The organism is Nocardioides panaciterrulae (assembly GCF_013409645.1).
GTDB classification, from domain to species: Bacteria; Actinomycetota; Actinomycetes; order Propionibacteriales; family Nocardioidaceae; genus Nocardioides; species Nocardioides panaciterrulae.
Genome location: NZ_JACCBG010000001.1, coordinates 1,517,645 through 1,543,106 on the forward strand (window position 1 = coordinate 1,517,645; position 25,462 = coordinate 1,543,106).

The window sequence follows — 25,462 nt, forward strand, 5'->3', positions numbered from 1 at the left end:
ACGCCCGGGTGCCGAAATGCCGAAAGGCGCCGCCCCGAGGGGACGGCGCCTGACAAGGCTGGTCTCAGAGCGAGGCGGCCTTCTTGGCGATCGCCGACTTGCGGTTGGCGGCCTGGTTCTGGTGGATCACGCCCTTGGAGACGGCCTTGTCGAGCTTGCGCGAAGCGACGCGGCCGGCGGTGAGCGCGGCGTCCTTGTCGCCGGCCTCGGCCAGCTCGCGGAACTTGCGCACGGCCGACTTCAGGCCGGTCTTCACGGCCTTGTTGCGCTCGTGACGCTTCTCGTTCTGCGTGTTCCGCTTGATCTGGGACTTGATGTTCGCCACTACTGAACCTTCGTCGTAGGTATGGGGTGGTGTACGGCTGAGTCTTGGTGCAGTCGGCGCTCCAGCCAGGACTGCTGGCGCCAGACACGCGACGTGAAAGATTAGCAGCGGGCTCGTCAGACGCCCAAATCGAGTCTGCGGGCGGCTGCGGCCAGCATCCGGGCCGGCGCGGGGCCGCCGGTCACGACCAGCCCCGTCGTTCGGACAGCCACTGCCAGACCACCTCACTCTGCCACCGCTGCGCGGCCCGGATGTACGGCGAGGTCGTGGGGACCGGCAGCTCGGCCGACCGCAGGAAGTAGCCCGCGACCAGCGCCAGCAGCACGTCGACGTGCTCGGCCGGCACGTCGCGCAGCAGCGTGCGCTCGCTCAGCACCCGCTCGACGTCCAGGCCGTCACCGCGGGGACCGATCAGCAGCAGCAGGCTGTCGATCCAGGGGGCGCCGGCGACCGGCCAGTTCCAGTCGCACAGCAGCGTGCGCCCGTCGGCGCAGAGCAGGATGTTGTCGTCGCGGACGTCGGTGTGCACGACCGCGGACCCGGCCGTCACCTCGGCGAAGCCGGCGGCGAGGGCGGCGGCCTCCTCGAGGTGCGCCAGGTCCGGGCGGCTGGTCCGCAGGTGCTCCCAGTACGACGGCCACTCGGCGAACTCGGCCGCGAAGTCGTCCAGCTGCAACCCTTCCGGGGGCGCGTCGAGCACCGAGGCGCTCAGCTCGAGCATGTCCAGGGACCGGTCCAGATCGGCCTGCCGCCAGGGCCGTCCGGGATGGCCGGCCTCGACGTGCTCGATGCCGAGGACCACCCAGTCCTCGTCGACGTGCTGCCAGAGCAGCCGGGGGGCGGGCGCCTCGGCGGGGAGCGCCACGAGCTTGCGGGACTCCTCGAGGTAGGCCTCGGCGAAGGCGCGCTGGGCCCGACGCGAGGCCGCCTTCACGAAGTGCATGCTGCCGTCGTCGCAGGCGAGCACCGAGGCCAGGCCGGGCGTGAACCCCGTGGTCCGGGAGGTCGCCGAGACCACGGGCGAGCCGGTGTGCCGCTCGACCAGCGTGCGCAGGTGCGGGGGGAGGTGGGCCCACTCCAGGCGCCGGGCGGTCTGGCCGTGGGGGATCGTCGTGGGCAGCACCGGGTCATCCTCACGCACCGGACCGGTCTGCTGCGAACCGTTTGCCGTAGCCCCGCGCGGGGGTATCAATGCGTCGTGCTGCGATTCTTCATCATCGGTGTCCTCGTCGTCCTCGGTGCGCTGGCCACGCTGGCGGCGGCCGTCGGCGGCCCCGGCTGGTGGGCCCTGCTCGCCGTCCTCGTGCTGCTGCTGCTGGTCGGCGTCTACGACCTGCTGCAGAAGAAGCACGCGATCCTGCGCAACTATCCGGTCCTCGGGCACATGCGCTACCTGCTGGAGGGGATCCGTCCCGAGCTCCAGCAGTACTTCATCGAGCGCAACTTCGACGGCCGTCCCTACGACCGCGACACCCGCTCGTCGATCTACCAGCGGGCCAAGGGGATCAAGGAGGAGCAGCCGTTCGGCACCGAGCGGGACCTCTACGCCCTCGGCTACGAGTACCTCGTGCACTCCACCGCGCCGGTGGAGAAGATGGAGGAGCCGCCCCGGGTGCGCATCGGCGGCCCGGACTGCACCAAGCCCTACGACATGGCGCTGCTCAACGTCTCCGCGATGAGCTTCGGCTCGCTGTCGGCCAACGCGATCGAGGCGCTGAACCGCGGCGCGGCCAAGGGCGGCTTCGCCCACGACACGGGCGAGGGCGCGATCAGCCCCTACCACCGCAACGGCGGCGATTTGGTCTGGGAGATCGGCTCCGGCTACTTCGGAGCCCGCACCAAGGACGGCGGCTTCGACGAGCGGGAGTTCGCCGAGAAGGCCGCCGACGACCAGGTCAAGATGGTCAGCCTCAAGCTCAGCCAGGGCGCCAAGCCCGGCATCGGCGGCGTGCTCCCCGGGGCCAAGGTCACCGCCGAGATCGCGAGCACCCGCGACGTGCCCCAGGGGCAGACGGTCATCTCCCCGCCGTACCACCAGGTCTTCTCCACGCCGCGCGAGCTGGTGCAGTTCATCGGCCACTTCCGTGAGCTCGCCGGCGGCAAGCCGGCCGGGTTCAAGCTCTGCCTCGGCTCGCGCACCGACATCCTCGCGATCTGCAAGGCGATGGTGGAGGAGGACATCACCCCCGACTTCGTGATCGTCGACGGCGCCGAGGGCGGCACCGGCGCCGCGCCGCTGGAGTACGAGGACCACGTCGGCATGCCCCTGACCGAGGGCCTGATGACCGTGCACAACGCGCTGGTGGGCGCGGGCGTGCGCGACCGGGTCAAGGTCGGCGCCTCCGGCAAGGTCGCCACCGGGATCGACCTGGTCAAGCGGGTCATCCAGGGCGCGGACTACACCAACGCCGCTCGCGCGATGATGATGGCCGTCGGCTGCATCCAGGCGCAGACCTGCCACACCAACACCTGCCCGGTCGGGGTCGCCACCCAGGACCCCAAGCGGATGCGGGCGCTGGACGTGCCGGACAAGACCGAGCGGGTGGTGCGCTACCAGCAGGCCACCGTCCAGCAGGCCCTGCAGGTGGTGGCCTCGATGGGCCTGCACTCCTTCGACGAGCTGCGTCCGCACATGCTGCGCCGGCGCATCGACCACGGCACGGTCACGTCGTACGCCGAGATGTTCGAGCACCTCGCCCCGGGCCAGCTGCTGCGCGACCCGCCCCGGAGCTGGGAGCGCGACTGGGACCGCGCCGACCCCGACCGGTTCCAGCCGTAGCACCCGGCGGGCGGCCGGTCGGGCGGCCGGTCAGGGGTGAAGGCGGACGAGCATGGGTAGGAGGGCGACATGACGACTGTCGCAGAGCTGCTGATCGAGGCCCTCGCCGAGCACGGCGTGACCCAGGTGTGGGGGGTGGTGGGTGACGCGTTGAACCCGGTGACCGACGCGATCCGGCGCGAGGACCGGATCGAGTGGGTCGGGGTCCGGCACGAGGAGGCCGGGGCCTTCGCCGCCAGCGCCCAGGCCCAGCTCACCGACGACCTCGCGGTGTGCATGGGCACGGTCGGGCCGGGCGCGATCCACCTGCTCAACGGCCTCTACGACGCCAAGAAGTCCCACGCGCCGGTGCTGGCCATCTGCGGCCAGGTGCCCCGCGAGGAGATGGGCAGCGACTTCTTCCAGGAGGTCGACAACGACGCGCTGTTCGCCGACGTGGCGGTCTTCAACCGGACCGTGACCAGCATCGACCAGCTGCCCCTGCTCATCGAGCAGGCCGGCAACGCCGCGCTCCAGGAGCGCGGGGTCGCGGTCCTCACCCTGCCCGGCGACGTCGGGGGGCTGGACCTGCCCCGGCACACCCCGGTGCCCCGCTTCGTCGCGGAGCGGCCGCCGGCCGCCCCCGACGCCGAGGCGGTACGCCGGGCCGCGGCGGCCCTGAACGCCGCCGGCCGGGTGACCCTGCTCGTCGGCATGGGCGCCCGGCACGCCCGGGCCGAGGTGCTCGAGCTGGCCGACCGGCTCGCGGCCCCGATGGTGCTGAGTCTGAAGGCCAAGGAGGGCCTGGAGGAGGACAACCCGTTCGAGATCGGGCAGTCCGGGCTGATCGGCAACCACGCCACCAAGGTCGCCTTCGACGACTGCGACGCGCTGTTCCTGGTGGGCACCGACTTCCCCTACAAGGAGTTCCTGCCCGAGGGCAAGACCGTGGTCCAGCTCGACGTGCGCGGCACCCACGTGGGTCGCCGGATCACCGTCGACCACCCGCTGGTGGGCGACGCCCGGCTCGGGTTGGAGGCGCTGCTGCCCCTGCTGGAGCCGAAGGAGGACCGGGGGCTGCTGGAGAAGACGCGGTCGTCGTACCTCGACTGGCGCGAGGGCCAGCTGCACTTCGCCGACCCGGACTACGAGCGCAAGCCGGTCGGGCTGCTGCGCCGCAAGGTCGACAACCCCGAGGGCCGGGTCCGCCCGGAGCTGCTCGCGGCGATGATCGACCGGCACGCCGACGCCGACGCGGTGTTCACCTCCGACACCGGGATGTCCACGGTCTGGCTCTCGCGGTTCCTGCGGATGACCGGGACCCGGCGCCTGATCGGCTCCTACAACCTCGGCTCGATGGCCAACGCGATGCCGCAGGCGTTGGGCGCGGCCGGGCTCGACCGGGACCGCCAGGTGGTGGCCTTCTGCGGCGACGGTGGCCTCTCGATGCTCATGGGGGACCTGATCACGGCCGTCTCCCACGAGCTGCCGGTGAAGCTCGTGGTCTTCGACAATGGGCGACTCGGCATGGTGAAGCTCGAGATGGAGCAGGTCGGGCTGCCGGAGTTCGGGACGGTCCTGCACAACCCGGACTTCGCCAAGGTCGCCGAGGCGGTCGGCATGCGCGGCCTCCGGGTCGAGGACCCGCACGACGTCGAGGACGCGGTCCGCGAGACGCTGGCCCACCCGGGCCCGGTGCTGCTCGACGTGCTGACCAACCCCGACGAGATCGCCGTACCGCCCAAGCCGACGCTGGAGCAGGGCTGGGGCTTCGCGATCGCCAAGAGCAAGGAGTTCGTCGCCAGCGCCGAGTGACGCGCCCGGACGAGGAGCACAGTGGGTCACGTGAGCAAGCACACGGGCGCCGCCGCGGATTGGGGCCGGACCCGACCGTCTGCCCTACGGTGGCCGACGTGATTCGCGGCTACCGACCAGACCTCGACGGCCTCCGCACCGTGGCGGTGTACCTGGTGCTGCTCTTCCACGCCGGCCTCGGCTGGTTCGCCGGCGGCTTCATCGGGGTCGACCTGTTCTTCTGCCTGTCGGGCTTCCTGGTCTCCAGCGTGCTGCTGGGTGAGCTGCTCGAGACCGGGAACCTGCAGGTGGGCCGCTTCTACGCCCGACGGGTCCGCCGCCTGCTGCCCGCGGCCGTGGTGGTCGTGGTGGCCACCTGCCTGGCGTTCACGCTGCTGTGGTCGGTGGTGCTGCGCGCACCCGTCGTGGGTGACGCGATCAGCGCGCTGCTCTACTACGCCAACTGGCACTTCCTCCAGGCCGCGGGCGACTACTTCGCCACCGGCATCGACAAGAGCCCGTTCCTGCACTTCTGGTCGCTGTCGATCGAGGAGCAGTTCTACGCGTTCTTCCCGCTGCTGCTGCTCCTGCTGTTCAAGGTCGTCCCGCGCCACCGTCGGCGGCCGACGCTCCTGGGCGTGGTCGGCGTGCTGTTCGCGGCCTCGCTGACCCTCCAACTCGTCCTCGCTCCGGGCAGCACCGACCGCGCCTACTACGGCACCGACACGCGCCTCTACCAGCTGCTCGCCGGTGCGCTGCTGACGATCTGGCTCTCGGGCCGGACGCCGGGCGCCCGCCGGGGCGTGGCCGGGGCCGCCGCCGGCCTCGGCATGCTCGGGATCCTGCTGGTCGGCACCGGCGTCCTGGACCTGAACCCCTCGTGGCGGGGGGTCGGCGCGGTCGTCGCCTCGCTGCTGCTGCTCGGCGGCCTCGCGCACGCCGAGGGCGGCCGGCTCTCGCGGATGCTCTCGGTCAAGCCGATGGTCTACCTCGGCCGGATCTCCTACGGCACCTACCTGTGGCACTGGCCGGTGATCGTCGCGCTGCGCACGGTCCTGGACACCAGGCCGGTCGTGCTCGCCGTGCTGGCCTTCGGCCTCTCCACGGGTCTGGCCGCGCTGTCCTTCGAGCTGCTCGAGATGCCGGTCCGCCGCTGGTCGCGGCTGGAGCCGTTCCGGTGGCGCACGGCGGTCACCGGCGTGGCGCTGAGCGCGCTGGTCGCGGCGTTCGTGGTCCCGGCGATCCTGGAGCAGGACCGCAAGCCGGCGCTCTCCGCCGGCGGCGGGGCAAGTGCCTCGCTGGTGGCCGACGCCGACCTCGGCCAGAAGCTGCAGCGACCGGTGCCGAAGGCCGACTACGGGGCGCTGAGCAAGCAGTACGGCGACCAGAGGTTCTGCGACGCCTCCGACATCTCGGCGTGCCGGGCCGTGCAGGGCTCGGGCCCGACGGTGCTGCTCGTCGGCGACAGCCAGGCCGAGACGCTCGTGCCGGTCTTCGAGAAGCTCGCCCGCGAGCACGACTTCTCCCTGGATCTCGACGTGCTCGCCGGCTGTCCCTGGCAGGAGCAGCTGACCAACGCCAAGCAGTCCGACGGGTCGGCCGCGGACTGCACGAAGGCCCGGGTCGGCTGGTACGACAAGGTGCTGCCGAAGCTGGACCCCGACGTGGTGGTGCTGCTGGGCCGTCCCCGCGACGACCCGGCGGAGTGGGGCGACCTCGTGGGCCGCCGCGACGGCAAGCAGCTGCCGCTGGAGCAGGCCGTGTGGCGCAGCACCCGGGAGACCGTGGAGAAGGTCGTCAAGGTCGCGCCCGCGGTGATCGTGCAGCGGCTGATCATGCCCGAGACCTTCAACGCCACCGACTGCCTGGCCGGTGCCAAGAAGGTGAGCCAGTGCCTGGTCACGGCCCAGCCGAAGCCCTCGGCCACCGACGGCTTCGCGACCACCCTGGCCGCCCAGGACCCCCGGGTGCACACGCTGGACCTCAACCCGATCTTCTGCCCCACGGCGCCGGTCTGCCTGCCGGTGCGGGACGGCAAGGTGGTCTTCCGCGACGACCACCACTACACGGTCGACTACGCCATGTCGCAACGCGAGCAGGTCTGGAAGGCGCTGCAGGCGACCGGTGCCCTCGACGGCAGCTGAGAGGCAATTGGTCAGGGCAGCCCCGCCCGGGTGAGAATGGGTGGGACATGTCTGACCCACGCGCGCTCCGTCCCGGCCAAACCGACCCGGCGGTCATCCGCAACTTCTGCATCATCGCCCACATCGACCACGGCAAGTCGACGTTGGCCGACCGGATGCTGCAGCTGACCGGCGTGGTCGACGCGCGCGCCGCCCGGGCGCAGTACCTCGACCGGATGGACATCGAGCGCGAGCGCGGCATCACGATCAAGAGCCAGGCGGTCCGCATGCCGTGGACCGTGACCGAGGACGCGGCCGTGCTGCACGGCATCGAGTCCGGGCCGGGCACCTACGTGCTGAACATGATCGACACGCCTGGCCACGTCGACTTCACCTACGAGGTGTCCCGGTCGCTCGAGGCCTGCGAGGCGGCGATCCTGCTGGTCGACGCGGCGCAGGGCATCGAGGCGCAGACCCTGGCGAACCTCTACCTGGCCATGGGCGCCGACCTGGACATCATCCCGGTGCTGAACAAGATCGACCTGCCCAGCGCCAACCCCGAGAAGTACGCCGCGGAGCTGGCCGGCCTGGTCGGGTGCGACCCGGCCGACGTGCTGCGCGTGAGCGCCAAGACCGGCGAGGGCGTGGAGGCGGTGCTCAACGAGATCGTCAGGCGGACGCCGCCGCCGGTCGGCGTGGACGACGCGCCGGCCCGCGCGCTGATCTTCGACTCCGTCTACGACACCTACCGCGGCGTCATCACCTACGTGCGGGTCGTGGACGGCCGGCTCAACCACCGCGACCGGATCAAGATGATGTCCACCGGCGCCACCCACGAGCTGCTCGAGATCGGCGTGATCAGCCCCGAGCAGGTGAAGGTGGGGGAGATCGGGGTCGGCGAGGTCGGCTACCTGATCACCGGCGTGAAGGACGTGCGCCAGTCCCGGGTGGGTGACACCATCACCACCCAGAGCAACGGGGCGACCGAGCCGCTGGGCGCCTACAAGCACCCCAACCCGATGGTCTTCGCCGGGCTCTACCCGATCGACGGCGACCAGTACACCGACCTGCGTGAGGCGCTCGACAAGCTGCAGCTCAACGACGCCGCGCTCGCCTACGAGCCGGAGACCTCCGGGGCGCTCGGCTTCGGCTTCCGCTGCGGCTTCCTGGGGCTGCTGCACATGGAGATCACCCGCGACCGGCTCGAGCGCGAGTTCGGCCTCGAGCTGATCTCGACCGCGCCGAACGTCGTCTACAACGTGACCATGGAGGACGGCACCGAGCACGAGGTGACCAACCCCAGCGAGTTCCCCGAGGGCAAGATCGACGAGGTCCGCGAGCCGGTGGTCCGGGCGACGATCCTCAGCCCGTCGGACTTCATCGGCACGATCATGGAGCTGTGCCAGACCAAGCGCGGCACGCTGCTCGGCATGGACTACCTCTCCGAGGACCGCGTGGAGATGCGCTACACGCTGCCGATGGGCGAGATCGTCTTCGACTTCTTCGACCAGCTGAAGTCGCGCACCAAGGGCTACGCGTCCCTGGACTACGAGCGCTCCGGCGACCAGGCCGCCGACCTGGTCAAGGTCGACATCCTGCTGCAGGGCGAGCCGGTCGACGCGTTCTCCGCGATCGTGCACCGCGACACGGCGTACTCCTACGGCGTGATGATGGCCGGCAAGCTCAAGGACCTGATCCCGCGGCAGCAGTTCGAGGTGCCGATCCAGGCCGCGATCGGCGCGCGGGTGATCGCCCGCGAGAACATCCGCGCGATCCGCAAGGACGTGCTCGCCAAGTGCTACGGCGGTGACATCACCCGCAAGCGCAAGCTGCTGGAGAAGCAGAAGGAGGGCAAGAAGCGGATGAAGATGGTCGGCCGCGTCGAGGTCCCCCAGGAGGCGTTCGTCGCCGCGCTCTCCACCACCCAGCCCACGGAGAAGTCCGGCAAGAAGTAGCCGGCGCCGTGAGTGTGCACGTCCCCGCCGAGCTGGACCGCAACCGTGCGCTCGGCGCCGACTGGTCGCGCTGGCTGGACCGGCTGCCGGGACTGGCTCGGGAGCTCCTCGAGGAGTGGGCGCTCACCCGCGACGGCGAGCCGATGCACGGCTTCTGCTCGCTGGTGCTGCCCGTCCGCACCGCCGAGGCCGAGCCGGCCGTCCTGAAGCTCACCTTCGACGGCGACGACGAGAGCGAGCATGAGGCCCTGGTGCTCCAGCGCGTGGCCGGCGACGGCATGGTCCGGCTGCTCCGCGCCGACCCGCGCCGGCGTGCGCTGCTGCTGGAGCGGCTGCACACCGAGGACCTCACCGGGCTGTGGGACCTCGAGGCCTGCGAGGTGGTCGCCGGGCTCTACGGCCGGCTGCACCTGCCCGCGCTGCCGCAGCTGCGCACGCTGACGTCGTACGTCGACCGGTGGCTGGCCCGGCTCGAGGAGCTGCGGGGCGAGATGCCGGTGCCGCCGCGGATGGTCGAGCAGGCCCTGCACCTCGGTCGGTCGTTGGTGACCGACGACGCCAGCACCGCCGTGGTCGTGCACGGCGACCTGCACTACGAGAACGTCCTCGCCGCCGACCGCGAGCCGTGGCTGGCCATCGACCCCAAGCCGATGAACGGCGACGCGCACTACGAGGTGCCGCCGCTGCTGTGGAACCGGTGGGACGAGCTGGCCGGGGACCTCCGGGGCGGTCTCAGACGCCGGTTCCACACCGTCGTCGACGCCGCGGGGCTCGACGAGAGCCGGGCCCGCGACTGGACGATCGTGCGGATGGTGGTCGACGCGTCGTGGACGGTGGACGACGCGCGGGCGCAGCAGCGTCGGCTGACCCCGTCGGAGCGGCACCGCCTCACCCAGTGCGTGGCGATCGTCAAGGCCGTCCAGGACTGACAGGGCGGCCAGGGCGGCCAGGGCGGCCAGGCGGGGCGGTCAGGCCAGGTAGCGCACCCAGAACCACGGCACCGACACCACCGCGCAGGCGGCGACGACGATCAGGCCGTAGCGGGTGAACTCCCAGAAGCTGATCGGCGTGCCGTACCGCTTGGCCATCCCGAGCACCACCACGTTGGCGCTGGCGCCCACCGCGGTCGCGTTGCCGCCGAGGTCGGCCCCCGCCGCCAGCGCCCACCACAGCACGTGGTCGGTGCCGCCGCCGTGCTGCTGCAGGGCCGCGACCACCGGCGCCATCGTGGCGACGTAGGGGATGTTGTCGACGACCCCCGAGAGCACCATCGAGGCCAGCAGCAGCACGAGCACGGTGGCCACGAGCTGCCCGCCGGTGGCGTCGACGAGCAGGCCGGCCAGTTCGTCGATGACGCCGGTCTCCACCAGCGCCCCCACCATCACGAAGAGGCCCATGAAGAAGACCAGGGTCTCCCACTCCACGTCGGCGATGGCCTCCTCGACGGTGACGCTCGAGACGAGCACCAGCAGCCCGGCGCCGAGGAGGGCGACGACCGAGGGCTCGTAGTGCAGCACCGGGTGCAGCACGAAGCCGACCAGCACCAGCGCCAGCACGACCAGGCTCTGCACGAGCAGGCGACGGTCCCGGATCGCCTCGCGCTCGGAGAGCGCCATCACCTCGGCCACCAGCTCGGGGTGGTAGCGGAAGGCGCCGCGGAACAGCCACCGGCACAGCGCGATGAGCACGACCATCAGCACCAGCACGAGCGGCAGCAGGTGCTCGAGGAAGTCGTTGAAGGTCAGCCCGGCCCGACTGGCGATGATGATGTTGGGCGGGTCGCCGATCAGGGTGGCGGTGCCGCCGATGTTCGCCGCCATCACCTCAGCGATGAGGTACGGCGTGACCGGCAGCGCGAGCCGCTCGCAGAGCAGGAAGGTGACCGGGGCGATCAGCAGCACCGTGGTGACGTTGTCGAGCAGCGCGGAGGCGGTCGCGGTGATGACCAGCAGCATCACCAGGATCGCGAACGGCCGGCCCCGGGCCCGCTTGGCGGCGTGGATGGCCAGTGCCTCGAACAACCCGGTCTGCTTGACGACGCCGACGATGACCATCATCCCGAACAGCAGGAAGACGACGTTCCAGTCGATGCCGGTGTCCCTGGAGTAGAACGCGGCCTGGCCGTCGGTCAGGCCCAGCAGCAGCATCAGCGACGCGCCCCCGAGGGCGGCGGCCACCCGGTGCACCCGTTCGGTGGCGATCAGGACGTAGGCCCCGACGAAGACGGCCAGGGCGGCCACGTGGGTCAGCGTCACCGGCTCAGCCGACCAGCGTCTCGAGCAGCCGGGAGGCGGTGATCACGCCCTGCAGGACCCCGAGCCGGTCCACGACCACGAGCAGCGGGCTGTGCAGCTGGGCCATCACGGCCGCGCACTCCAGCACGGTCGCCTCGGGTGCGACCTTCGGCAGCTCGGTGCGCCGGTCCCGGGGCAGCAGGTCACCGACGCTCTTCCCGGCCAGCCGGGCGAGGGAGGTGTCGGCGGACCTCTCGTCCATCGCCCGCACCAGGGAGGGGTCCTCCTGGAGATAGCCCGGGATCAGGAAGTTCAGCACCTGCGATCCCGGCAGCACCGTGAACGGCCGGCCCTGGTCGACCACCACCACGGCCGGCCGGCGGTCGGTCCCGATCATCCGCGCGGCCTCCAGCGCGGGGGCGGTCACGTCGATCGAGGGGTAGTCCTCGGCGAGGTCCTGCGCTCTCATCCTGCACACCCTAGGGTGTGGCGGGAGTTGGCCGTGGGGCGCGTCCACGGTGACAATCCGGTCATGCCCAGCGTCCTCTCCGTCAACGTCGGCCGGCCCCGGGAGGCGGCCTGGGCCGGCATCGGCCGGACCTCGATCGACAAGCGCCCGGTCACCGGCCCGGTGCTCGCCCGGCGGCTCGGCCTGGACGGGGACCGGGTCTCCGACACCCGCCACCACGGAGGCGCCGACCAGGCGGTCTACGCCTTCGCCCGCGAGGACCTCGACGGCTGGGCCGACGCGCTCGGCCTGGAGGTCCCGGACGGGCAGTTCGGCGAGAACCTGACCACCCTCGGGCTCGACGTCAACGCCGCCGAGCTCGGCGAGCGGTGGCTGGTCGGGGACGCGGTGCTCGAGGTCGCCGCGGTGCGGATCCCCTGCAACGACTTCAAGACCTGGATGGGCCGCTGCGGCTACGACGATCGCGCCTGGGTGCGGCGGTTCACCGAGGAGCAGGCGCCGGGGGCCTACCTGCGGGTGGTGGTCGAGGGCGAGCTGCGCGCCGGCGACAAGGTGACCGTCGTGCACCGTCCCGGTCACGGCGTCACCGTGCGCACGATGTTCCGGGCGTTGACCACGGACCGATCCCTGCTGCCGGAGCTGCTCCGGGTGGACGGCCTGGCGGCGAAGTCGCGGGCCAGGGCGGAGGCCTACGTCGCGGGCACCACCGGTTCGGCTACCGGGGCGTAACGTGTTGTTCTAGGTTTACTGGCACGGACGCCCGCTGCCGGGCCGTCCCGTCCTGACCGCCGCCACGCAGGAGTGTCATGCCGATCAACTACGACACCAGCTTCCTCGACCGACTGGCCCCCAACGTGGCCGTCCAGTTCCTCGACCGGGTGGCCGCCAGCCCGGACGCCGAGGCCTACCGCTACCCCGAGGGCGCCGGCTGGGCGTCGATGACCTGGCGCGAGGCGGGGGAGCGGGTCTCCGTGTTCGCCGCCGGGCTGCTCGCCCTCGGGATCGAGCCGGAGCAGCGGGTCGGCATCCTGTCGGCGACCCGGTACGAGTGGATCCTGGCCGATCTCGCGGTCATGTGTGCCGGGGGAGCGACCACGACGGTCTACCCGAGCACGAACGCCGCCGACACGGCGTACATCCTCAGCGACTCCGAGTGCCGGGTGGTCTTCGCCGAGGACGACGAGCAGGTCGCCAAGCTCAAGGAGCACAAGGCCGAGCTGCCGCACCTGCTGCGCGTGGTCACCTTCGACGGCACCACCGACGACAGCTGGGTGATCAACCTCGCCAAGCTGACCGAGATGGGCGAGCAGTACCTCGCCGAGCACCCGGACGTGATCGCCCAGACCGCGAAGGCGATCGCCCCCGACCAGCTGGCCACGCTGATCTACACCTCCGGCACCACCGGTCGGCCCAAGGGCGTGCGGCTGCAGCACCGCTCCTGGGTCTACGAGGGCGCCTCGATCCAGGTGCAGGACATCCTCCATGAGGACGACCTGCAGTTCCTGTGGCTGCCGATGGCGCACTCGTTCGGCAAGGTGCTGCTCTCCACCCAGCTCGCCTGCGGGTTCGCGACCGCCATCGACGGCCGCGTCGACAAGATCGTGGAGAACCTCGGCGTGGTGAAGCCGACCTTCATGGGCGCCGCGCCCCGCATCTTCGAGAAGGCGCACGCGCGGATCGTGACCATGCAGCAGAGCGAGGGCGGCCCCAAGGAGAAGATCTTCGACCGGGCCTTCGCCGTGGGCCTCGAGGTCGAGCGGCGGCGCGCCGAGGGCCGGATGGTCCCGCCGCACCTGCGGCTGCAGCACGCGCTGTTCGACCGCCTGGTCTTCAGCAAGATCCGCGAGCGCTTCGGCGGCCGGGTCCGGTTCTTCATCTCCGGTGCCGCCGCGCTCAACCAGGACATCGCGCACTGGTTCAACGCCGCGGGGATCTTGATCCTGGAGGGCTACGGGCTGACCGAGAGCTCCGCGGGGTCGTTCGTGAACCATCCCCGCGACTACCGGATCGGCACGGTGGGTCCGGTGCTGCCGGGCAGCGAGGTCCGGCTGGGCGACGGCGACGAGATCCAGATCAAGGGTCCCGGGGTGATGGAGGGCTACCACAACCTGCCCGAGGAGACCGCGAAGACGCTCACCCAGGACGGCTGGCTGCGCACGGGGGACAAGGGCAGCCTGGACGCCGACGGCTTCCTCACGATCACCGGCAGGATCAAGGACCTGTTCAAGACCTCCGGCGGCAAGTACATCGCGCCCTCTGCGATCGAGTCGAAGTTCAAGGCGGTCTGCCCCTACGCCAGCCAGTTCATGGTGTTCGGCAGCGAGCGCAACTACTGCGTGGCGCTGGTCACCCTCGACCCGGAGGCGCTCGAGGGCTGGGCCGAGGAGAACGGCGTGGCCGGGAAGTCCTACACCGACCTGGTCCGGTCCGCGAAGGTGCGCAGCCTGGTCCAGGGCTACGTCGACGAGCTGAACTCCCGGCTGAACCGCTGGGAGACCATCAAGAAGTGGGACCTGCTCGACCACGACCTGACCGTGGAGTCCGGTGAGCTCACCCCGTCGATGAAGGTCAAGCGCAACGTCGTCGGGGCCAACTACCAGGAGCAGATCGACGCGATGTACGCCTGAGCCGGCGGGCTTGGGAGGATGGGGGCGTGCCCCCCTCCACCCTGCCCGCCGGTGAGCCGGTGCCCGACGACGGGGCGCTGCCGCCGGAGGCGCTCGCGGAGTGCGGCGAGCGCCCGTTCGGGTTCTACGTGCACGTGCCGTTCTGCACGGTGCGGTGCGGCTACTGCGACTTCAACACCTACACGCTCGAGGAGCTGGGTGGTGCCGGCGCGGCGCCGGGCGCGTCGCGAGCCTCGTACGCCGAGGCCGCGATCGCGGAGGTGCGCCGGGCCCGGGCGGTGCTCGGCGCACGCGAGCTGCCGGTCTCCACGGTGTTCTTCGGCGGGGGCACCCCGACCCTGCTGCCGTCGGCGGACCTGGCCGCCGTGGTCGCGGCGATCGACGCGGAGTTCGGCCTGGCCCCGGGTGCGGAGGTGACCACCGAGTCCAACCCCGACAGCGTCACCGCGGCCGACCTCGAGGCCCTGCGCGAGGGCGGGATCAGCCGGATCTCGTTCGGCATGCAGTCCGCCGTCGCCCACGTGCTGCGCACCCTCGACCGCACCCACGACCCGCGCCGCGTGCCGTCGGTCGTGCAGTGGGCGCGGGCGGCGGGCTTCGACCAGGTCAGCCTGGACCTCATCTACGGCACCCCGGGGGAGTCGCTCGCCGACTGGGAGGCCTCGGTGGACGCGGCCCTGGCGTGCGCGCCCGACCACGTCTCGGCGTACGCCCTGATCGTGGAGGAGGGCACCGCGCTGGCGCGGCAGGTCCGCCGCGGCGAGGTGCCGATGCCCGACGACGACGACCTCGCCGACAAGTACCTCGCCGCCGACGAGCGGCTCGAGGCCGCCGGCCTGGGCTGGTACGAGGTGTCGAACTGGGCGCGCGACGCCTCGAGCCGCTGTCGGCACAACATGCTCTACTGGACCGGTGCCGACTGGTGGGGGGTCGGCCCCGGCGCGCACTCGCACGTGGGCGGCGTGCGCTGGTGGAACGTCAAGCACCCCGCGGCGTACGCCGACCGGCTGGCCGCCGACCGCAGCCCCGCCCACGCCCGCGAGGTGCTCGACGAGGAGACCCGGCGGGTCGAGCGGGTGCTGCTCGAGGTGCGGCTGCGCGACGGGCTGCCGCTCGACGCGCTCGACGCCGCCGGCCGGGCGGCCGTCCCGGACCTCGTGCGGCGTGGGCTGCTGGTGCCGCCGGCCGGCGCCGGCCGGCTGGTGCTCACCCGTACCGGGCGGCTGCTCGCCGACGCGGTCGTGCGCGACCTGCTCGGCTGACGCCTGGCGGCGACCGTCAGCTGACCATCCGGATGGTCAGCGGGTAGTGGTACTCCTCGCCCTGCCCGGCGCGCACCGCGGCGAGGATGGTGAAGACCAGCCAGACCACGCCGACGATCGGCAGCAGCAGGAAGCCGATCAGCACCAGGCACAGCGCCAGCGACACGATCCCGTAGATCAGGATCGACAGCTGGAAGTTCAGCGACTCCACCGCCTGCCGGCGCACGTAGGCCGACTGCGTGCCCTTGGTGAGCATTACGATCAGCGGCCCGAGGAACGCCAGCGCCACGAACGCGGCGACCAGGGCGCTCCAGTGGGCGGCCGAGCCCCAGGTGATCTCGTCCTGGGACAGCGGGCCGGGGCCGCCGTACGGCGGCTGGCCGTACGGCGGTTGGGCGGGCTGGCCGTACTGGCCGTACTGCCCGTACTGCCCGTACTGCCCGTACTGGCCGGGCGGCGGGGGAGGCGTCGGCCCCAGGCCCGGTTGCCCCTGCGGCGGCTGGTCCTCAGGGTGTCCTGGACGGTTCGGATCGCTCATCACGTGCCCCCAATCTCGGCGGATGCCGGTGTGCGGGTCAGGACCCGTCCGATCCACGGTAACCGGGAACCGCCCGCCCCGGGCTCAGGCGGTGACGAAGTCGATCAGCTCCTCGACCCGGCCGAGCAGCGCCGGGTCCAGGTCGGCGTAGGAGCGGACCCCGCCGAGGATGTGCTTCCACGCCCGGGCGATGTCGGCCTGGTTGCGGTGCGGCCAGCCGAGCTGCTGGCAGGTGCCGGTCTTCCAGTCGATGTTGCGGGGCACGTCGGGCCACCGCGCGAAGCCGAGCCGCTGGGGCTTGACCGCCTGCCAGATGTCGATGAACGGGTGCCCCACGATCAGCACGTCCTTGCCGATCGGGGACTTCGCGATGTTCTGGGCGATCCGGCTCTCCTTGGAGCCCCGGACCAGGTGGTCGACCAGCACGCCCACCCGGCGCTGCGGGCCCGGCTTGAAGTCGCGCAGGTGGTCGGCGAGGTCGTCGACCCCGCCGAGATACTCCACGACCACGCCCTCGATGCGCAGGTCGTCACCCCACACCCTCTCGACCAGCTCCGCGTCGTGCCGGCCCTCGACGAAGATCCGGCTGGCCCGGGCGACCCGTGCCTTGGCGCCGTGGACGGCGACCGACCCGGACGCGGTGCGCGTCGGCCTCGCGGGCGCGGCCGCGCGCACCGGGGCGGTCAGGATCACCGGCTTCCCCTCGAGCAGGAAGCCGGCACCGAGCGGGAAGGTGCGCCGCTTGTTGCGCCGGTCCTCGAGCGTCACCGTGTGCAGGTCGCGGTCCACTTCGACGATCTCGCCGACCCAGTCCGTGGTCACCTCCTCCACCACGGCCCCGATCTCGGCCGGGGTCTCGACGGCGCGGCCGCGCTTGGGCGCGCGCCAGTCGGTGGCGAGGACGTCGGAGCCGTAGCGGTCGCGAGAAGTCACCGGACAACGCTAGGCGGGCGGCCGGCCCGGCACCGGCAGGACGCGCCGGGCCGGGCACCGGCCGGTCAGTCCTCCAGCTGCTCCTCGTCCCACTGCTCGGCGCCCTTGCCGCCGAGCACGTCGAGCTCGTCGGTGTCGACGTCGTCCTCGAGGCCCTCCGCCAGCGGGTTGTCCTCGCCGGGTCGCACGTCGTCGGGGAGCTGGTCGTCGGTGACGCCCTGGGAGGCGCCCGCGGAGTCGCCCTGGGAGGGTTCGGTGTCGGGGTGGTTGCTGGAGTCCGTCATGCGAGGCGACGCTAGCCGTCCGGGCCCGGGAGTCAACACCGCCACGCGTGCCGGGAGCCGCACCCGTCCGGGATCAGACGAGCGGCAACCGCTTCTGGCTGCGGGGCAGCTGCTCGTAGCCCCGTCGTACGGCGGTCTCCAGCCGCTCCCGCTCCCAGGGCCAGTCGGCCGCCTGCACCGCCTCCTCGACGGGTATGCCGCGGCCGGCCAGGTCGCGGATCGTCTCCGCGACGATCCCGAGCTCGCCCCGCTGCGTCTCCACGAAGTCGCGGTCGACGGGCAGCCCGTGCCCGGGGACCACCACGGTGGCGGGCGTGGTCAGCCCCAGCACGACGTCGAGCGTGAGCGGCCAGTCCATGGGCCACGCGTCGTCGTTCATCGACGGGGGTGCCGACTCCTCCACCAGGTCGCCCGCGAGCAGCACGTCGGCGTCCGGGACCCGGAGCACCAGGTCGCCGCTGGTGTGCCCGCGGCCGGGGTGCACGAGCTCGACCGCACGGTCGCCCAGGTCGACGACCCGGGCGCTGGAGAAGGTCTGGTCGGGCAGCACGATCTCGGTGGCGAGCACCTCGTCGCGGTGCGGGTCCTCACCCTCGTGGTCGCGGACCCGCTGCTTGAGCCGCTCGCCCCACCGCTCGAGCTCGTCGCGGGCGTTCTCGTGGGCGTGCACCGGGACCTCGCCGTACGCCTCGCGGAAGGTCGCGTTGCCGAAGGTGTGGTCGAAGTGCCAGTGGGTGTTGACGACGCCGACGACCTCGCCCGCGCCCAGCCGGCGCACGTCGTGGAGGACCTCACGGGCCGCGGCGCCGGACCCGTGGGTGTCGACCACGAGCAGCCCGAGCGCGCCGCCGACCAGGGTGACGTTGACGTCGAACCAGGCGTAGCGGGCGACCCACACCCGGTCCGCCACCTCGCGGAAGCCCTCGCCGGTGTGGCTGTGGGTGTGTGCGGTCATGCCGCCCACCCTAGTAGTCTTGGCACTCGGGATTGACGAGTGCCAACCGTGAGAACGTGAGAGGAGGCGGGATGCAGGAGGAGCGCAGGCTCGCCGTGCTCCGCGCGATCGTCGAGGACTACGTCGCCACCGAGGAGCCGGTCGGCTCCCGGGCCCTGGTCGAGCGGCACCGTCTCGGCGTCTCGCCGGCGACGGTGCGCAACGACATGGCGGCGCTGGAGGAGGAGGGGTTCATCACCCAGCCGCACACCAGCGCCGGCCGGGTGCCCACCGACAAGGGCTACCGCCTCTTCGTCGACCGGCTGAGCACGGTGAAGCCGATGACCCCGGCCGAGCGGCGGGCGATCGCGAGCTTCCTCGACGGCGCGGTCGACCTCGACGACGTGGTGAGCCGTTCGGTGCGGCTGCTCTCGCAGCTGACCCGTCAGGTCGCCATCGTGCAGTACCCGACCCTCTCGCGGTCCACGGTCCGCCATGTCGAGCTCGTCGCGCTCACCCCGAGCCGCCTGCTCGTCGTGCTGATCCTCAGCACCGGCCGGGTCGAGCAGCGACTGGTCGAGCTCGAGGCGCCGTTGACCGACGACGACCTCGCCGACCTGCGCAGCCTGGTCAACCGGGCCGCGACCGGCGAGGTGATCGCCGAGGCGGCCGCCGCGCTGCGCCGGGCGGTGCCGCCGGTCGACGGGGCCGCCACCGCGGCCGTGGTCGAGGCGCTGGTCGAGGCGATGTCCGACCACCGCTCCGACGAGCGGGTGGCGGTCGGCGGGGCCGCCAACCTGGCCAGGTACGGCGACAGCTTCGACTCCGCCGTACGCCCGCTGCTCGAGGCCCTCGAGGAGCACGTCGTGCTGCTCAAGCTGCTCGGCGAGGCCACCGTCGGCGGGACCGTCACCGTCCGCATCGGCCACGAGGGCCCGTATCAGGAGCTGGCCTCCACCAGCGTCGTCGCCACCGGCTACGGACCGCGCGACGAGGCGCTGGCCACGCTCGGGATCGTCGGTCCCACCCGCATGGACTACCCGGGCACGATGGGGGCGGTGCGCGCGGTGGCGCGCTACGTCTCGCGCTTCCTCGACGAGGGCTGACCCCCGCGGGCCCCGGCCCCCGACCAACCTCCCCACCCACCACCCGAAGGAACCGACTTGAGTCAGGACCTGTACGACCTGCTCGGTGTCGACCGCGACGCGGACGCCGACGCCATCAAGAAGGCCTACCGGCGACTCGCCCGGCAGCTGCACCCCGACGTCAACCCGGACCCGGAGACCCAGGAGCGGTTCAAGGAGGTCTCCCACGCCTACGAGGTGCTCTCCGACCCCCAGAAGCGCGCGGCCTACGACCGCGGCGGCGACCCGTTCGGCGGCATGGGCGGGGCCGGCTTCGGGCAGGGCGCGGGCTTCTCGTTCACCGACATCATGGACGCGTTCTTCGGCGGCGCCGCCGGCGGAGCCGCGGCCGGCCGGGGCCCTCGGCCGCGCACCAGGCGCGGCCAGGACGCGCTGATCCGGCTCGACATCGACCTGGCCGAGGCGGCCTTCGGCGTCACCCGCGAGATCGCCGTCGACACCGCGACGCTGTGCGGCACCTGCCACGGCGAGGGCACGGCGGCCGGCACCCACCCCGCGCCCTGCGAGACCTGCCATGGCGCCGGCGAGGTGGCCCACGTGCAGCGCTCGTTCCTCGGCGAGATCCGCACGCTGCGCCCCTGCGCCGCCTGTCGCGGCTACGGCACGATCATCCCCGAGCCGTGCCGGGAGTGCTCCGGCGACGGCCGGGTCCGCTCGCGGCGGACCATCACGGTCAAGATCCCGGCCGGTGTCGACAACGGCACCCGGGTCCAGCTCGCCGAGCAGGGCGAGGTCGGTCCCGGTGGCGGGCCGGCCGGCGACCTCTACGTCGAGATCCAGGTGGCCCGGCACGAGACCTTCACGCGCCACGGCAGCGACCTGCACTGCACGGTGACGGTGCCGATGACCGCGGCGGCGCTCGGCACCACCCTGACGCTGCCGACGCTCGAGGCCGACGTCGAGCAGGGCGCGGACTCCGGGGTCGAGACCAGCTTCGAGCTCGAGATCCGGCCCGGCACCCAGTCCGGCACCGAGCAGGTGCTGCGCGGGCGCGGGGTGCCCGGCCTGCGCGGCGGCCGCGGGGACCTGGTCGTCTCGGTCGTGGTCGAGACGCCCAGCCGCCTCGACGAGCGCCAGGAGGAGCTGCTGCGCGAGCTGGCCGCGATCCGTGGCGAGGAGCAGCCGACGGGGCAGGTGCAGGCCGCGAGCAAGTCGTTCTTCGGTCGCCTGCGCGACGCGTTCAACGAGCACTGACGGGCGGCGCGCGGATGTCGCTGCCGGTCCACGCCGTGCCGTCCCTGGACGGCGCCGCCACCGGGTCGGTGGTGGAGGTCGCCGGCGACGAGGCCCACCACGCGGTCGCCGTACGCCGGCTGCGCGTGGGCGAGCGGGTGGTGCTGACCGACGGCGCCGGCCGGTCGGTGACCGGCGCGGTCACCACCACCGGCAAGCGGGTCTTCACGGTCGAGGTCGCCGAGGTCGCCGACGTCCCCGCGCCGGAGCCCGAGCTGGTGGTGGTGCAGGCGCTGCCCAAGGGCGACCGGGGCGAGCTGGCCGTCGAGGTGCTGACCGAGGTGGGGGTCGCCCGGATCGTGCCGTGGGCGGCCGCCCGGTCGGTGGCGGTGTGGAAGGGCGAGCGCGCCGTGAAGTCGCAGGCGAAGTGGGCCGGCACCGCCCGCGAGGCCGCCAAGCAGTCCCGCCGCTCCTGGTTCCCGGAGGTCTCGCCGCTGGCGACGACCGCCGACGTGTCGGCCCTGGCTGGCGCGGCCGACCTCGCGGTGGTGCTGCACGAGGACGCCAGCGAGCCGCTCGCCGCGGTGGAGGTCCCGCCGCACGGCCGGATCGTGGTCGTCGTGGGTCCCGAGGGCGGGCTCACCGACGAGGAGGTGGCCTCGTTCCTCGCCGCCGGCGCCCGCTCGGTGCGGCTCGGCGCGGAGGTGCTGCGCACCTCCACCGCCGGCGTCGCCGCCTGCGCTGTGCTGCTCGCGCGCACCCCCCGCTGGCGCTGAGCGGACCTCCACCGGCGCCGGGGCGGCTCGCTGCGCCCGGCCGGGCCGGGGGCTACCGCACCGTGATCGTCCGGGTGTCGACGTAGGGCCCGTTGCCCTCGCCGGCCGACGGGTCGTCGGTCATCGCGACGAAGGTGTACTCGCCGGGAGCGAGGTCGCTGACGTCGATCTCGGCCTTCCACGGGTAGAGCTTGTCCATCCAGCCCTCGGCGGTGGTGAACCCCTTCTTCACGACCTGGTCGCCCTGCCGGATCTGCCACGGCACGTTGGCCTCGAACGAGCTGGCCACCCCGGTGGCGGTGAGGGTCCCGTGCACGGTGGCCCCCTCGGCCGGATCGCTGATGCTGATCAGCGACAGCACCTCGAGCGGGTCGCCCCCGGCGACCGGCTGGCCGGTGTCCACGCCCAGCACCCGGTCGGCCGGCTGCTCGTTGACGAGGAACCGCACGGGGGCGCGCGTCTGCAGGGCGGCCTGCGCGGTGTAGACGACCTGCTGCAGGGCCAGCCGGGCCTCGGCGTCGGTCATCGCGTCGGGCCGGTCCATGATCGCGTTCTCGCCCACCAGGTCGACCGTGATCGCGTCACCGTCGAGGCTCACCTGCTGGGTGGAGGCGTTGTCGGGCCACAACGAGGAGTAGTCCGGGTCGTGCGGGCCCGAGGTCCGGGCCAGGGCGGCGTTCACGGCCTCGGTGGGCAGGTCACCGTCGGCGCGGACCGACGTGAACTCCCGGAAGAGTCGCGGCCCCGAGGGCGTGTCCCCGGCGAGGTAGGTCGCGACGGCCGCCGTCGCCGCGGGTGAGGCCGCGGGGGAGGCGGACTCCGCGGTGGTCTCCTCGGCGGCCGGCGTCGGGTCCGTGGTGGCCGGGGCGGTGCGGTGGCGGTGGTGGGTGGCGGCCGCGGGGGCGGGCTGCTGGTCGCCGCCGGTCAGGCCGAGCTGGTCGCCGGCGACGGCGATCGCGACCACCACCGCGGCCACGGCGACGACGGCACCACCGACGGCGTAGCTCCAGGGACGACGTGCGGGCATGGGGGTCACCTTCGTTCGGTTGCGGATGGAGTCGAGCGCGTCGCGCGGCTCGACGTCGGAGACGGCGTCGTCCAGCAGGTCGGACAGCCGGACCCGGTCGCCCGGTGGCTCGTCGTCGGCGGGCTCGGTGCGGGGTCGGTCGCTCACGGCCGTTCCTCCCAGTGGTCGTGGAGCACGGCGCGCAGGGACGCCAGGCCACGCGAGGCGTGGCTCTTGACGGCCCCGCGGCTGATCCCCAGGGCGGTGGAGATCTCGGCCTCGGACAGGTCGAGGTAGTAGCGCAGGGTGACCACCTCGCGCTGCCGCTGCGGCAGGTCGCGCAGCGCCTCGAGCACCGCCGCGCGCCGGGTGCCGGCCACGGCGGCCTCGTCGGCCCCGGGCACGGTGGCCGGCGCGGTCCGGCGTACGGCGTGCTTCGCGACCACGACCCGGTGCCGCAGCGCCGAGCGGGAGCCGTTCACCACCGCCTGGCGCAGGTAGGCCAGGGCCCGGTCGGGGTCACGCAGCCGCGACCAGTGCCCGTGGACCGCGACGAACGCGTCCTGCACGACCTCCTCGGCGGTGGGCAGGTCGTGCACCAGCAGCACCGAGAGGCGGACCAGCCGGCGCCAGTGCGCGGCGTAGAGCTGCTCGAGCGCCTCGTCGGCGGTCCAGCGCGCGGCGACCGCGTCTAGGGCGCGGGAGCCCGGCGACGGGCTCATCGCGGCCCGCCGCCCGGGGGACACGCGTGCCGCCGTCGCATAACTGGTCACGCTAGTCCCACGCGCACCAGCCTCCGGTGGTTTACACGCGGACGGCACGAGTTTCCTCCGGTCCGCTTCCGGCCCCGTGCCAGCATGGCCCCGACGAGAGGAGACCCATGGCTGCCGCACCCGACTGCCTGTTCTGCAGGATCGTCGCGGGCGACCTGCCCGCCGAGGTCGTGCACACCACCGACCGAGCGGTCGCGTTCCGCGACATCAACGCCCAGGCCCCCACCCACGTGCTCGTGGTGCCGCGCGCGCACTACGCCAACGCCGCGGAGCTGGCGCACGCCGACCCCGAGTCGGCCGCCGAGCTGGTCCGGGTGGCCGCCGAGGTCGCCACGACCGAGGGTCACGACGACTACCGGCTGGTCTTCAACACCGGGGAGGGCGTCGGGCAGACGGTGTTCCACGCCCACCTGCACCTGCTGGCCGGCCGATCGATGACCTGGCCGCCGGGCTGATCCTCAGCCCGACGGGGCCGCGAGCCACCGGGTGTACGCCGGCCCCGGCGGCCCGTCGTCGTGCGGGTTGTCCGCCAGCGTGCTCATCGGGCGCCAGTAGTAGGCGCTGAGCGCGACCCGGACCCGGTCGGGCGTGCCCAGGCACCCGCGCGGGATGCCGACCACGACCCGGTCGGCCGGGTAGTCCACGCGGTGGTGCAGCCCCGGGCAGGCGCGCACCCGCTCGTGCCGGTCCAGCAACCGGTCCGTGCCCGCCCAGCCGTCCGGCGCCGTGGAGACGATCGCCCGCCGGAACGTCTCGGGAGTGCGGACGCGGACCTGGAACTCCTGGGGGCGTACCCGGCGCAGGTCCACGAACCGCATCGTGACCCGGACCTCGTGCGCCCGGTGGGCGGCCGTGGCGCCGGTGAGGTCGACCTCGGGCTTCGTGCCGAAGAAGTGCCAGGTGTCCTCGCCCGGGCCGATCCGCCAGACGTCACCGGTGCCGTCGACCAGCACCACGCGGGAGACCCGGGCCGGCGCGGCCTGCGCCCCCGGTTGCCCAACGAACGGCCCGGCGAATGGCCCCACCAATGACATGGCCAGCAGGCTGCCGACCAGCAGCGCGAGCAACCTGGTCACGCGGACCTCCCGGGGACGGCTGCCTCCACGGTCCACGAGCGCCCGCGGGCCCGTCAGGGGCGAAGGTCCGTCACCCCGGCAGGACCTCCAGCACCAGCCGCAGCACGTAGAACACGACCGGCAGGCCGAAGACCGCGAGCATCACCCAGGCGGTGAGCCGGTGCAGGGGCTTGCGGGAGTCCAGCGAGCCGGCGAAGTCCAGCAGAGCTCCGTCCGGCACGTGGTGGGTGAGCCCCATCCGGTGGGCGTCCGGGGGCAGGTGCTGGCCCGCCTCCCACGCCGGCGCGGTGTCGTCGTCGTGGTCGTCGTGGTCGTCGAGGTCGTCGTACCCCTCCCGCATGGACCCACGGTAGGCCAGATCCGAGGACCGGCACCCGGATCGGCCAATCCGGTGACGCCGCGGCTCCGAACACATGCTGCACGCCAACAATCCCGACCGCCCGCAGGGGCGAGGAGCAGGAGAAGGATCCGCATGCATCTCTCACACAAGGGCCGGCAGCTCGCGGCCGGCGCCATGCTGGTGGCCTCGGCCGGCCTGATGGCCGGCACCACGGCGACGGCGGCCACCGCCGCGGACGCCACCGCCTCCGCACGTCACCTCGTCGGGCACGCCACGCCGACCCACACCCGGCTCGACGCGCTGAACAACTCCGGCGTCAAGGGCCACGCGACCGTCACCGTGCGGGGCCGCAAGGTCGAGGTCTCGGTCAACGGCTTCCACCTGTTGAAGAACGCCCCCCACGCGATGCACTTCCACTACAGCGCGGACTCCGACCACATGTGCCCGACCGTGCGGGACGACAAGGACCACGACCACCGGCTCACCACCTCCGAGGGCGCCCCGTCCTACGGCATGGTGCAGTCCTCCCTGACCACGCGCGGGGACACCTCCGCGAAGAGCGCGCTCGCGGTCGACCGGTTCCCGACCGCGCCGCACCACCGGGTGCACTACGACCGGACCTTCCGGGTCAGCAAGACGTTGGCCCGCGCGATCCGGCACGGCGACGCGGCGCTGGTGATCCACGGCATCGACTACAACGGCAACGGCAAGTACGACTTCGCCGCGGGCAAGAGCGACCTCGACCCGAGCCTGCCCGCCGAGGCCACCGACCCGGTGGCGTGCGGCGTGCTGCACCCCGCGAAGCGCGGTCCGCTCGGCTGATCCCGTCCGACCGCTCGACCGGCCGGCCCCCCGCCTCACCGACGGGGGGCCGGCTGGGGCCGGGGGACAACCCGCTGGGGCCCGGGGGTCGTCTCCCGTAGCATGGAGGACTCGA

General features: G+C 72.6%; 25 protein-coding genes. 13 read left to right on the forward strand and 12 right to left on the reverse strand.

What is annotated here, in order from left to right; translation table 11 throughout:
• Positions 1 to 64: 64 nt before the first annotated feature.
• Both rpsT and BJZ21_RS07125 read right to left on the reverse strand, forming a co-directional pair.
• Complete coding sequence (rpsT, locus tag BJZ21_RS07120) at positions 65 to 325, reverse strand: 30S ribosomal protein S20 (protein ID WP_179663105.1); 261 nt, start codon at positions 323 to 325, stop codon at positions 65 to 67.
• A 181-nt stretch (positions 326 to 506) separates the two neighbouring features.
• Positions 507 to 1,466: a hypothetical protein gene (locus BJZ21_RS07125; RefSeq protein ID WP_343052007.1), complete on the reverse strand. Its 960-nt coding sequence runs from the start codon at positions 1,464 to 1,466 to the stop codon at positions 507 to 509.
• 57 nt (positions 1,467 to 1,523) lie between these two features.
• On the opposite strand from BJZ21_RS07125, the gene BJZ21_RS07130 reads away from it, so the two are divergent.
• The 5 genes from BJZ21_RS07130 (at position 1,524) to BJZ21_RS07150 (ending at position 9,884) form a co-directional block, all read left to right on the forward strand.
• Positions 1,524 to 3,104 (forward strand): glutamate synthase-related protein, encoded by a 1,581-nt coding sequence (locus BJZ21_RS07130; protein WP_179663107.1) that lies wholly within the window; start codon positions 1,524 to 1,526, stop codon positions 3,102 to 3,104.
• A 69-nt stretch (positions 3,105 to 3,173) separates the two neighbouring features.
• Positions 3,174 to 4,898 carry a thiamine pyrophosphate-dependent enzyme gene (locus tag BJZ21_RS07135; RefSeq protein ID WP_179663108.1) on the forward strand — a complete coding sequence of 575 codons (1,725 nt, stop codon included), beginning with the start codon at positions 3,174 to 3,176 and terminating at the stop codon, positions 4,896 to 4,898.
• 89 nt (positions 4,899 to 4,987) lie between these two features.
• Positions 4,988 to 7,021: an acyltransferase family protein gene (locus BJZ21_RS07140; protein ID WP_179663109.1), complete on the forward strand. Its 2,034-nt coding sequence runs from the start codon at positions 4,988 to 4,990 to the stop codon at positions 7,019 to 7,021.
• Between the two features lie 47 nt (positions 7,022 to 7,068).
• The gene (gene lepA / locus BJZ21_RS07145) at positions 7,069 to 8,955 is read left to right on the forward strand and encodes a translation elongation factor 4 (protein WP_179663110.1); all 1,887 of its coding nucleotides are present in this window, start codon (positions 7,069 to 7,071) and stop codon (positions 8,953 to 8,955) included.
• 8 nt (positions 8,956 to 8,963) lie between these two features.
• Positions 8,964 to 9,884, forward strand: coding sequence for an aminoglycoside phosphotransferase family protein (locus tag BJZ21_RS07150; RefSeq protein ID WP_343052008.1), 921 nt, complete (start codon positions 8,964 to 8,966; stop codon positions 9,882 to 9,884).
• A 39-nt stretch (positions 9,885 to 9,923) separates the two neighbouring features.
• Here the strand turns inward: BJZ21_RS07150 and BJZ21_RS07155 are convergent, their stop codons facing one another.
• Both BJZ21_RS07155 and BJZ21_RS07160 read right to left on the reverse strand, forming a co-directional pair.
• Positions 9,924 to 11,210: a sodium:proton antiporter gene (locus BJZ21_RS07155; RefSeq protein ID WP_179663111.1), complete on the reverse strand. Its 1,287-nt coding sequence runs from the start codon at positions 11,208 to 11,210 to the stop codon at positions 9,924 to 9,926.
• Positions 11,211 to 11,214: 4 nt separating this feature from the next.
• The gene (locus BJZ21_RS07160; RefSeq protein WP_179663112.1) at positions 11,215 to 11,658 is read right to left on the reverse strand and encodes a CBS domain-containing protein; all 444 of its coding nucleotides are present in this window, start codon (positions 11,656 to 11,658) and stop codon (positions 11,215 to 11,217) included.
• 63 nt (positions 11,659 to 11,721) lie between these two features.
• On the opposite strand from BJZ21_RS07160, the gene BJZ21_RS07165 reads away from it, so the two are divergent.
• The 3 genes from BJZ21_RS07165 (at position 11,722) to hemW (ending at position 15,547) form a co-directional block, all read left to right on the forward strand.
• The gene (locus BJZ21_RS07165; RefSeq protein WP_179663113.1) at positions 11,722 to 12,387 is read left to right on the forward strand and encodes an MOSC domain-containing protein; all 666 of its coding nucleotides are present in this window, start codon (positions 11,722 to 11,724) and stop codon (positions 12,385 to 12,387) included.
• A gap of 77 nt (positions 12,388 to 12,464) precedes the next feature.
• Positions 12,465 to 14,285 carry an AMP-dependent synthetase/ligase gene (locus BJZ21_RS07170; RefSeq protein WP_179663114.1) on the forward strand — a complete coding sequence of 607 codons (1,821 nt, stop codon included), beginning with the start codon at positions 12,465 to 12,467 and terminating at the stop codon, positions 14,283 to 14,285.
• Between the two features lie 26 nt (positions 14,286 to 14,311).
• Positions 14,312 to 15,547, forward strand: coding sequence for a radical SAM family heme chaperone HemW (gene hemW, locus BJZ21_RS07175; RefSeq protein ID WP_179663115.1), 1,236 nt, complete (start codon positions 14,312 to 14,314; stop codon positions 15,545 to 15,547).
• A gap of 16 nt (positions 15,548 to 15,563) precedes the next feature.
• On the opposite strand, the gene BJZ21_RS07180 is transcribed toward hemW, so the two are convergent.
• The 4 genes from BJZ21_RS07180 to BJZ21_RS07195 all read right to left on the reverse strand — a co-directional run bounded on the left by BJZ21_RS07180 (position 15,564) and on the right by BJZ21_RS07195 (position 18,257).
• Positions 15,564 to 16,085, reverse strand: a complete 522-nt coding sequence (locus BJZ21_RS07180; RefSeq protein WP_179663116.1) for a DUF4870 domain-containing protein — start codon at positions 16,083 to 16,085, stop codon at positions 15,564 to 15,566.
• A gap of 84 nt (positions 16,086 to 16,169) precedes the next feature.
• A complete protein-coding gene (locus tag BJZ21_RS07185) occupies positions 16,170 to 17,018 on the reverse strand; it encodes a DUF3097 family protein (RefSeq protein ID WP_179663117.1) in 849 nt (282 codons plus the stop codon).
• Between the two features lie 65 nt (positions 17,019 to 17,083).
• Complete coding sequence (locus BJZ21_RS07190) at positions 17,084 to 17,302, reverse strand: hypothetical protein (protein WP_179663118.1); 219 nt, start codon at positions 17,300 to 17,302, stop codon at positions 17,084 to 17,086.
• A 73-nt stretch (positions 17,303 to 17,375) separates the two neighbouring features.
• Positions 17,376 to 18,257: an MBL fold metallo-hydrolase gene (locus BJZ21_RS07195; protein WP_179663119.1), complete on the reverse strand. Its 882-nt coding sequence runs from the start codon at positions 18,255 to 18,257 to the stop codon at positions 17,376 to 17,378.
• Between the two features lie 71 nt (positions 18,258 to 18,328).
• On the opposite strand from BJZ21_RS07195, the gene hrcA reads away from it, so the two are divergent.
• From hrcA to BJZ21_RS07210, 3 genes are read left to right on the forward strand one after another with little or no spacing between them, the layout of a single operon-like run.
• The gene (gene hrcA, locus BJZ21_RS07200; protein ID WP_179663120.1) at positions 18,329 to 19,342 is read left to right on the forward strand and encodes a heat-inducible transcriptional repressor HrcA; all 1,014 of its coding nucleotides are present in this window, start codon (positions 18,329 to 18,331) and stop codon (positions 19,340 to 19,342) included.
• 57 nt (positions 19,343 to 19,399) lie between these two features.
• Entirely contained in the window at positions 19,400 to 20,575 is a 1,176-nt protein-coding gene (gene dnaJ, locus BJZ21_RS07205; protein ID WP_179663121.1) for a molecular chaperone DnaJ, read from the forward strand.
• A gap of 14 nt (positions 20,576 to 20,589) precedes the next feature.
• The gene (locus tag BJZ21_RS07210; RefSeq protein WP_179663122.1) at positions 20,590 to 21,330 is read left to right on the forward strand and encodes a 16S rRNA (uracil(1498)-N(3))-methyltransferase; all 741 of its coding nucleotides are present in this window, start codon (positions 20,590 to 20,592) and stop codon (positions 21,328 to 21,330) included.
• A 52-nt stretch (positions 21,331 to 21,382) separates the two neighbouring features.
• On the opposite strand, the gene BJZ21_RS07215 is transcribed toward BJZ21_RS07210, so the two are convergent.
• Positions 21,383 to 22,504 carry a Gmad2 immunoglobulin-like domain-containing protein gene (locus BJZ21_RS07215; protein ID WP_179663123.1) on the reverse strand — a complete coding sequence of 374 codons (1,122 nt, stop codon included), beginning with the start codon at positions 22,502 to 22,504 and terminating at the stop codon, positions 21,383 to 21,385.
• Positions 22,501 to 23,058: a SigE family RNA polymerase sigma factor gene (locus tag BJZ21_RS07220; RefSeq protein WP_179663124.1), complete on the reverse strand. Its 558-nt coding sequence runs from the start codon at positions 23,056 to 23,058 to the stop codon at positions 22,501 to 22,503. The genes BJZ21_RS07215 and BJZ21_RS07220 overlap by 4 nt, the downstream gene beginning before the upstream one ends.
• A 158-nt stretch (positions 23,059 to 23,216) precedes the next feature.
• Here BJZ21_RS07220 and BJZ21_RS07225 point away from each other — a divergent pair, with 158 nt between their 5' ends.
• Entirely contained in the window at positions 23,217 to 23,564 is a 348-nt protein-coding gene (locus tag BJZ21_RS07225; RefSeq protein WP_179663125.1) for a histidine triad nucleotide-binding protein, read from the forward strand.
• Between the two features lie 3 nt (positions 23,565 to 23,567).
• Here BJZ21_RS07225 and BJZ21_RS07230 read toward each other — a convergent pair whose 3' ends face one another.
• A complete protein-coding gene (locus BJZ21_RS07230; protein ID WP_179663126.1) occupies positions 23,568 to 24,185 on the reverse strand; it encodes a hypothetical protein in 618 nt (205 codons plus the stop codon).
• A 70-nt stretch (positions 24,186 to 24,255) separates the two neighbouring features.
• A complete protein-coding gene (locus BJZ21_RS07235) occupies positions 24,256 to 24,525 on the reverse strand; it encodes a hypothetical protein (RefSeq protein ID WP_179663127.1) in 270 nt (89 codons plus the stop codon).
• A gap of 132 nt (positions 24,526 to 24,657) precedes the next feature.
• Between BJZ21_RS07235 and BJZ21_RS07240 the strand changes: the two genes are divergently transcribed.
• Positions 24,658 to 25,347 carry a hypothetical protein gene (locus BJZ21_RS07240; RefSeq protein ID WP_179663128.1) on the forward strand — a complete coding sequence of 230 codons (690 nt, stop codon included), beginning with the start codon at positions 24,658 to 24,660 and terminating at the stop codon, positions 25,345 to 25,347.
• Positions 25,348 to 25,462 lie beyond the last annotated feature (115 nt).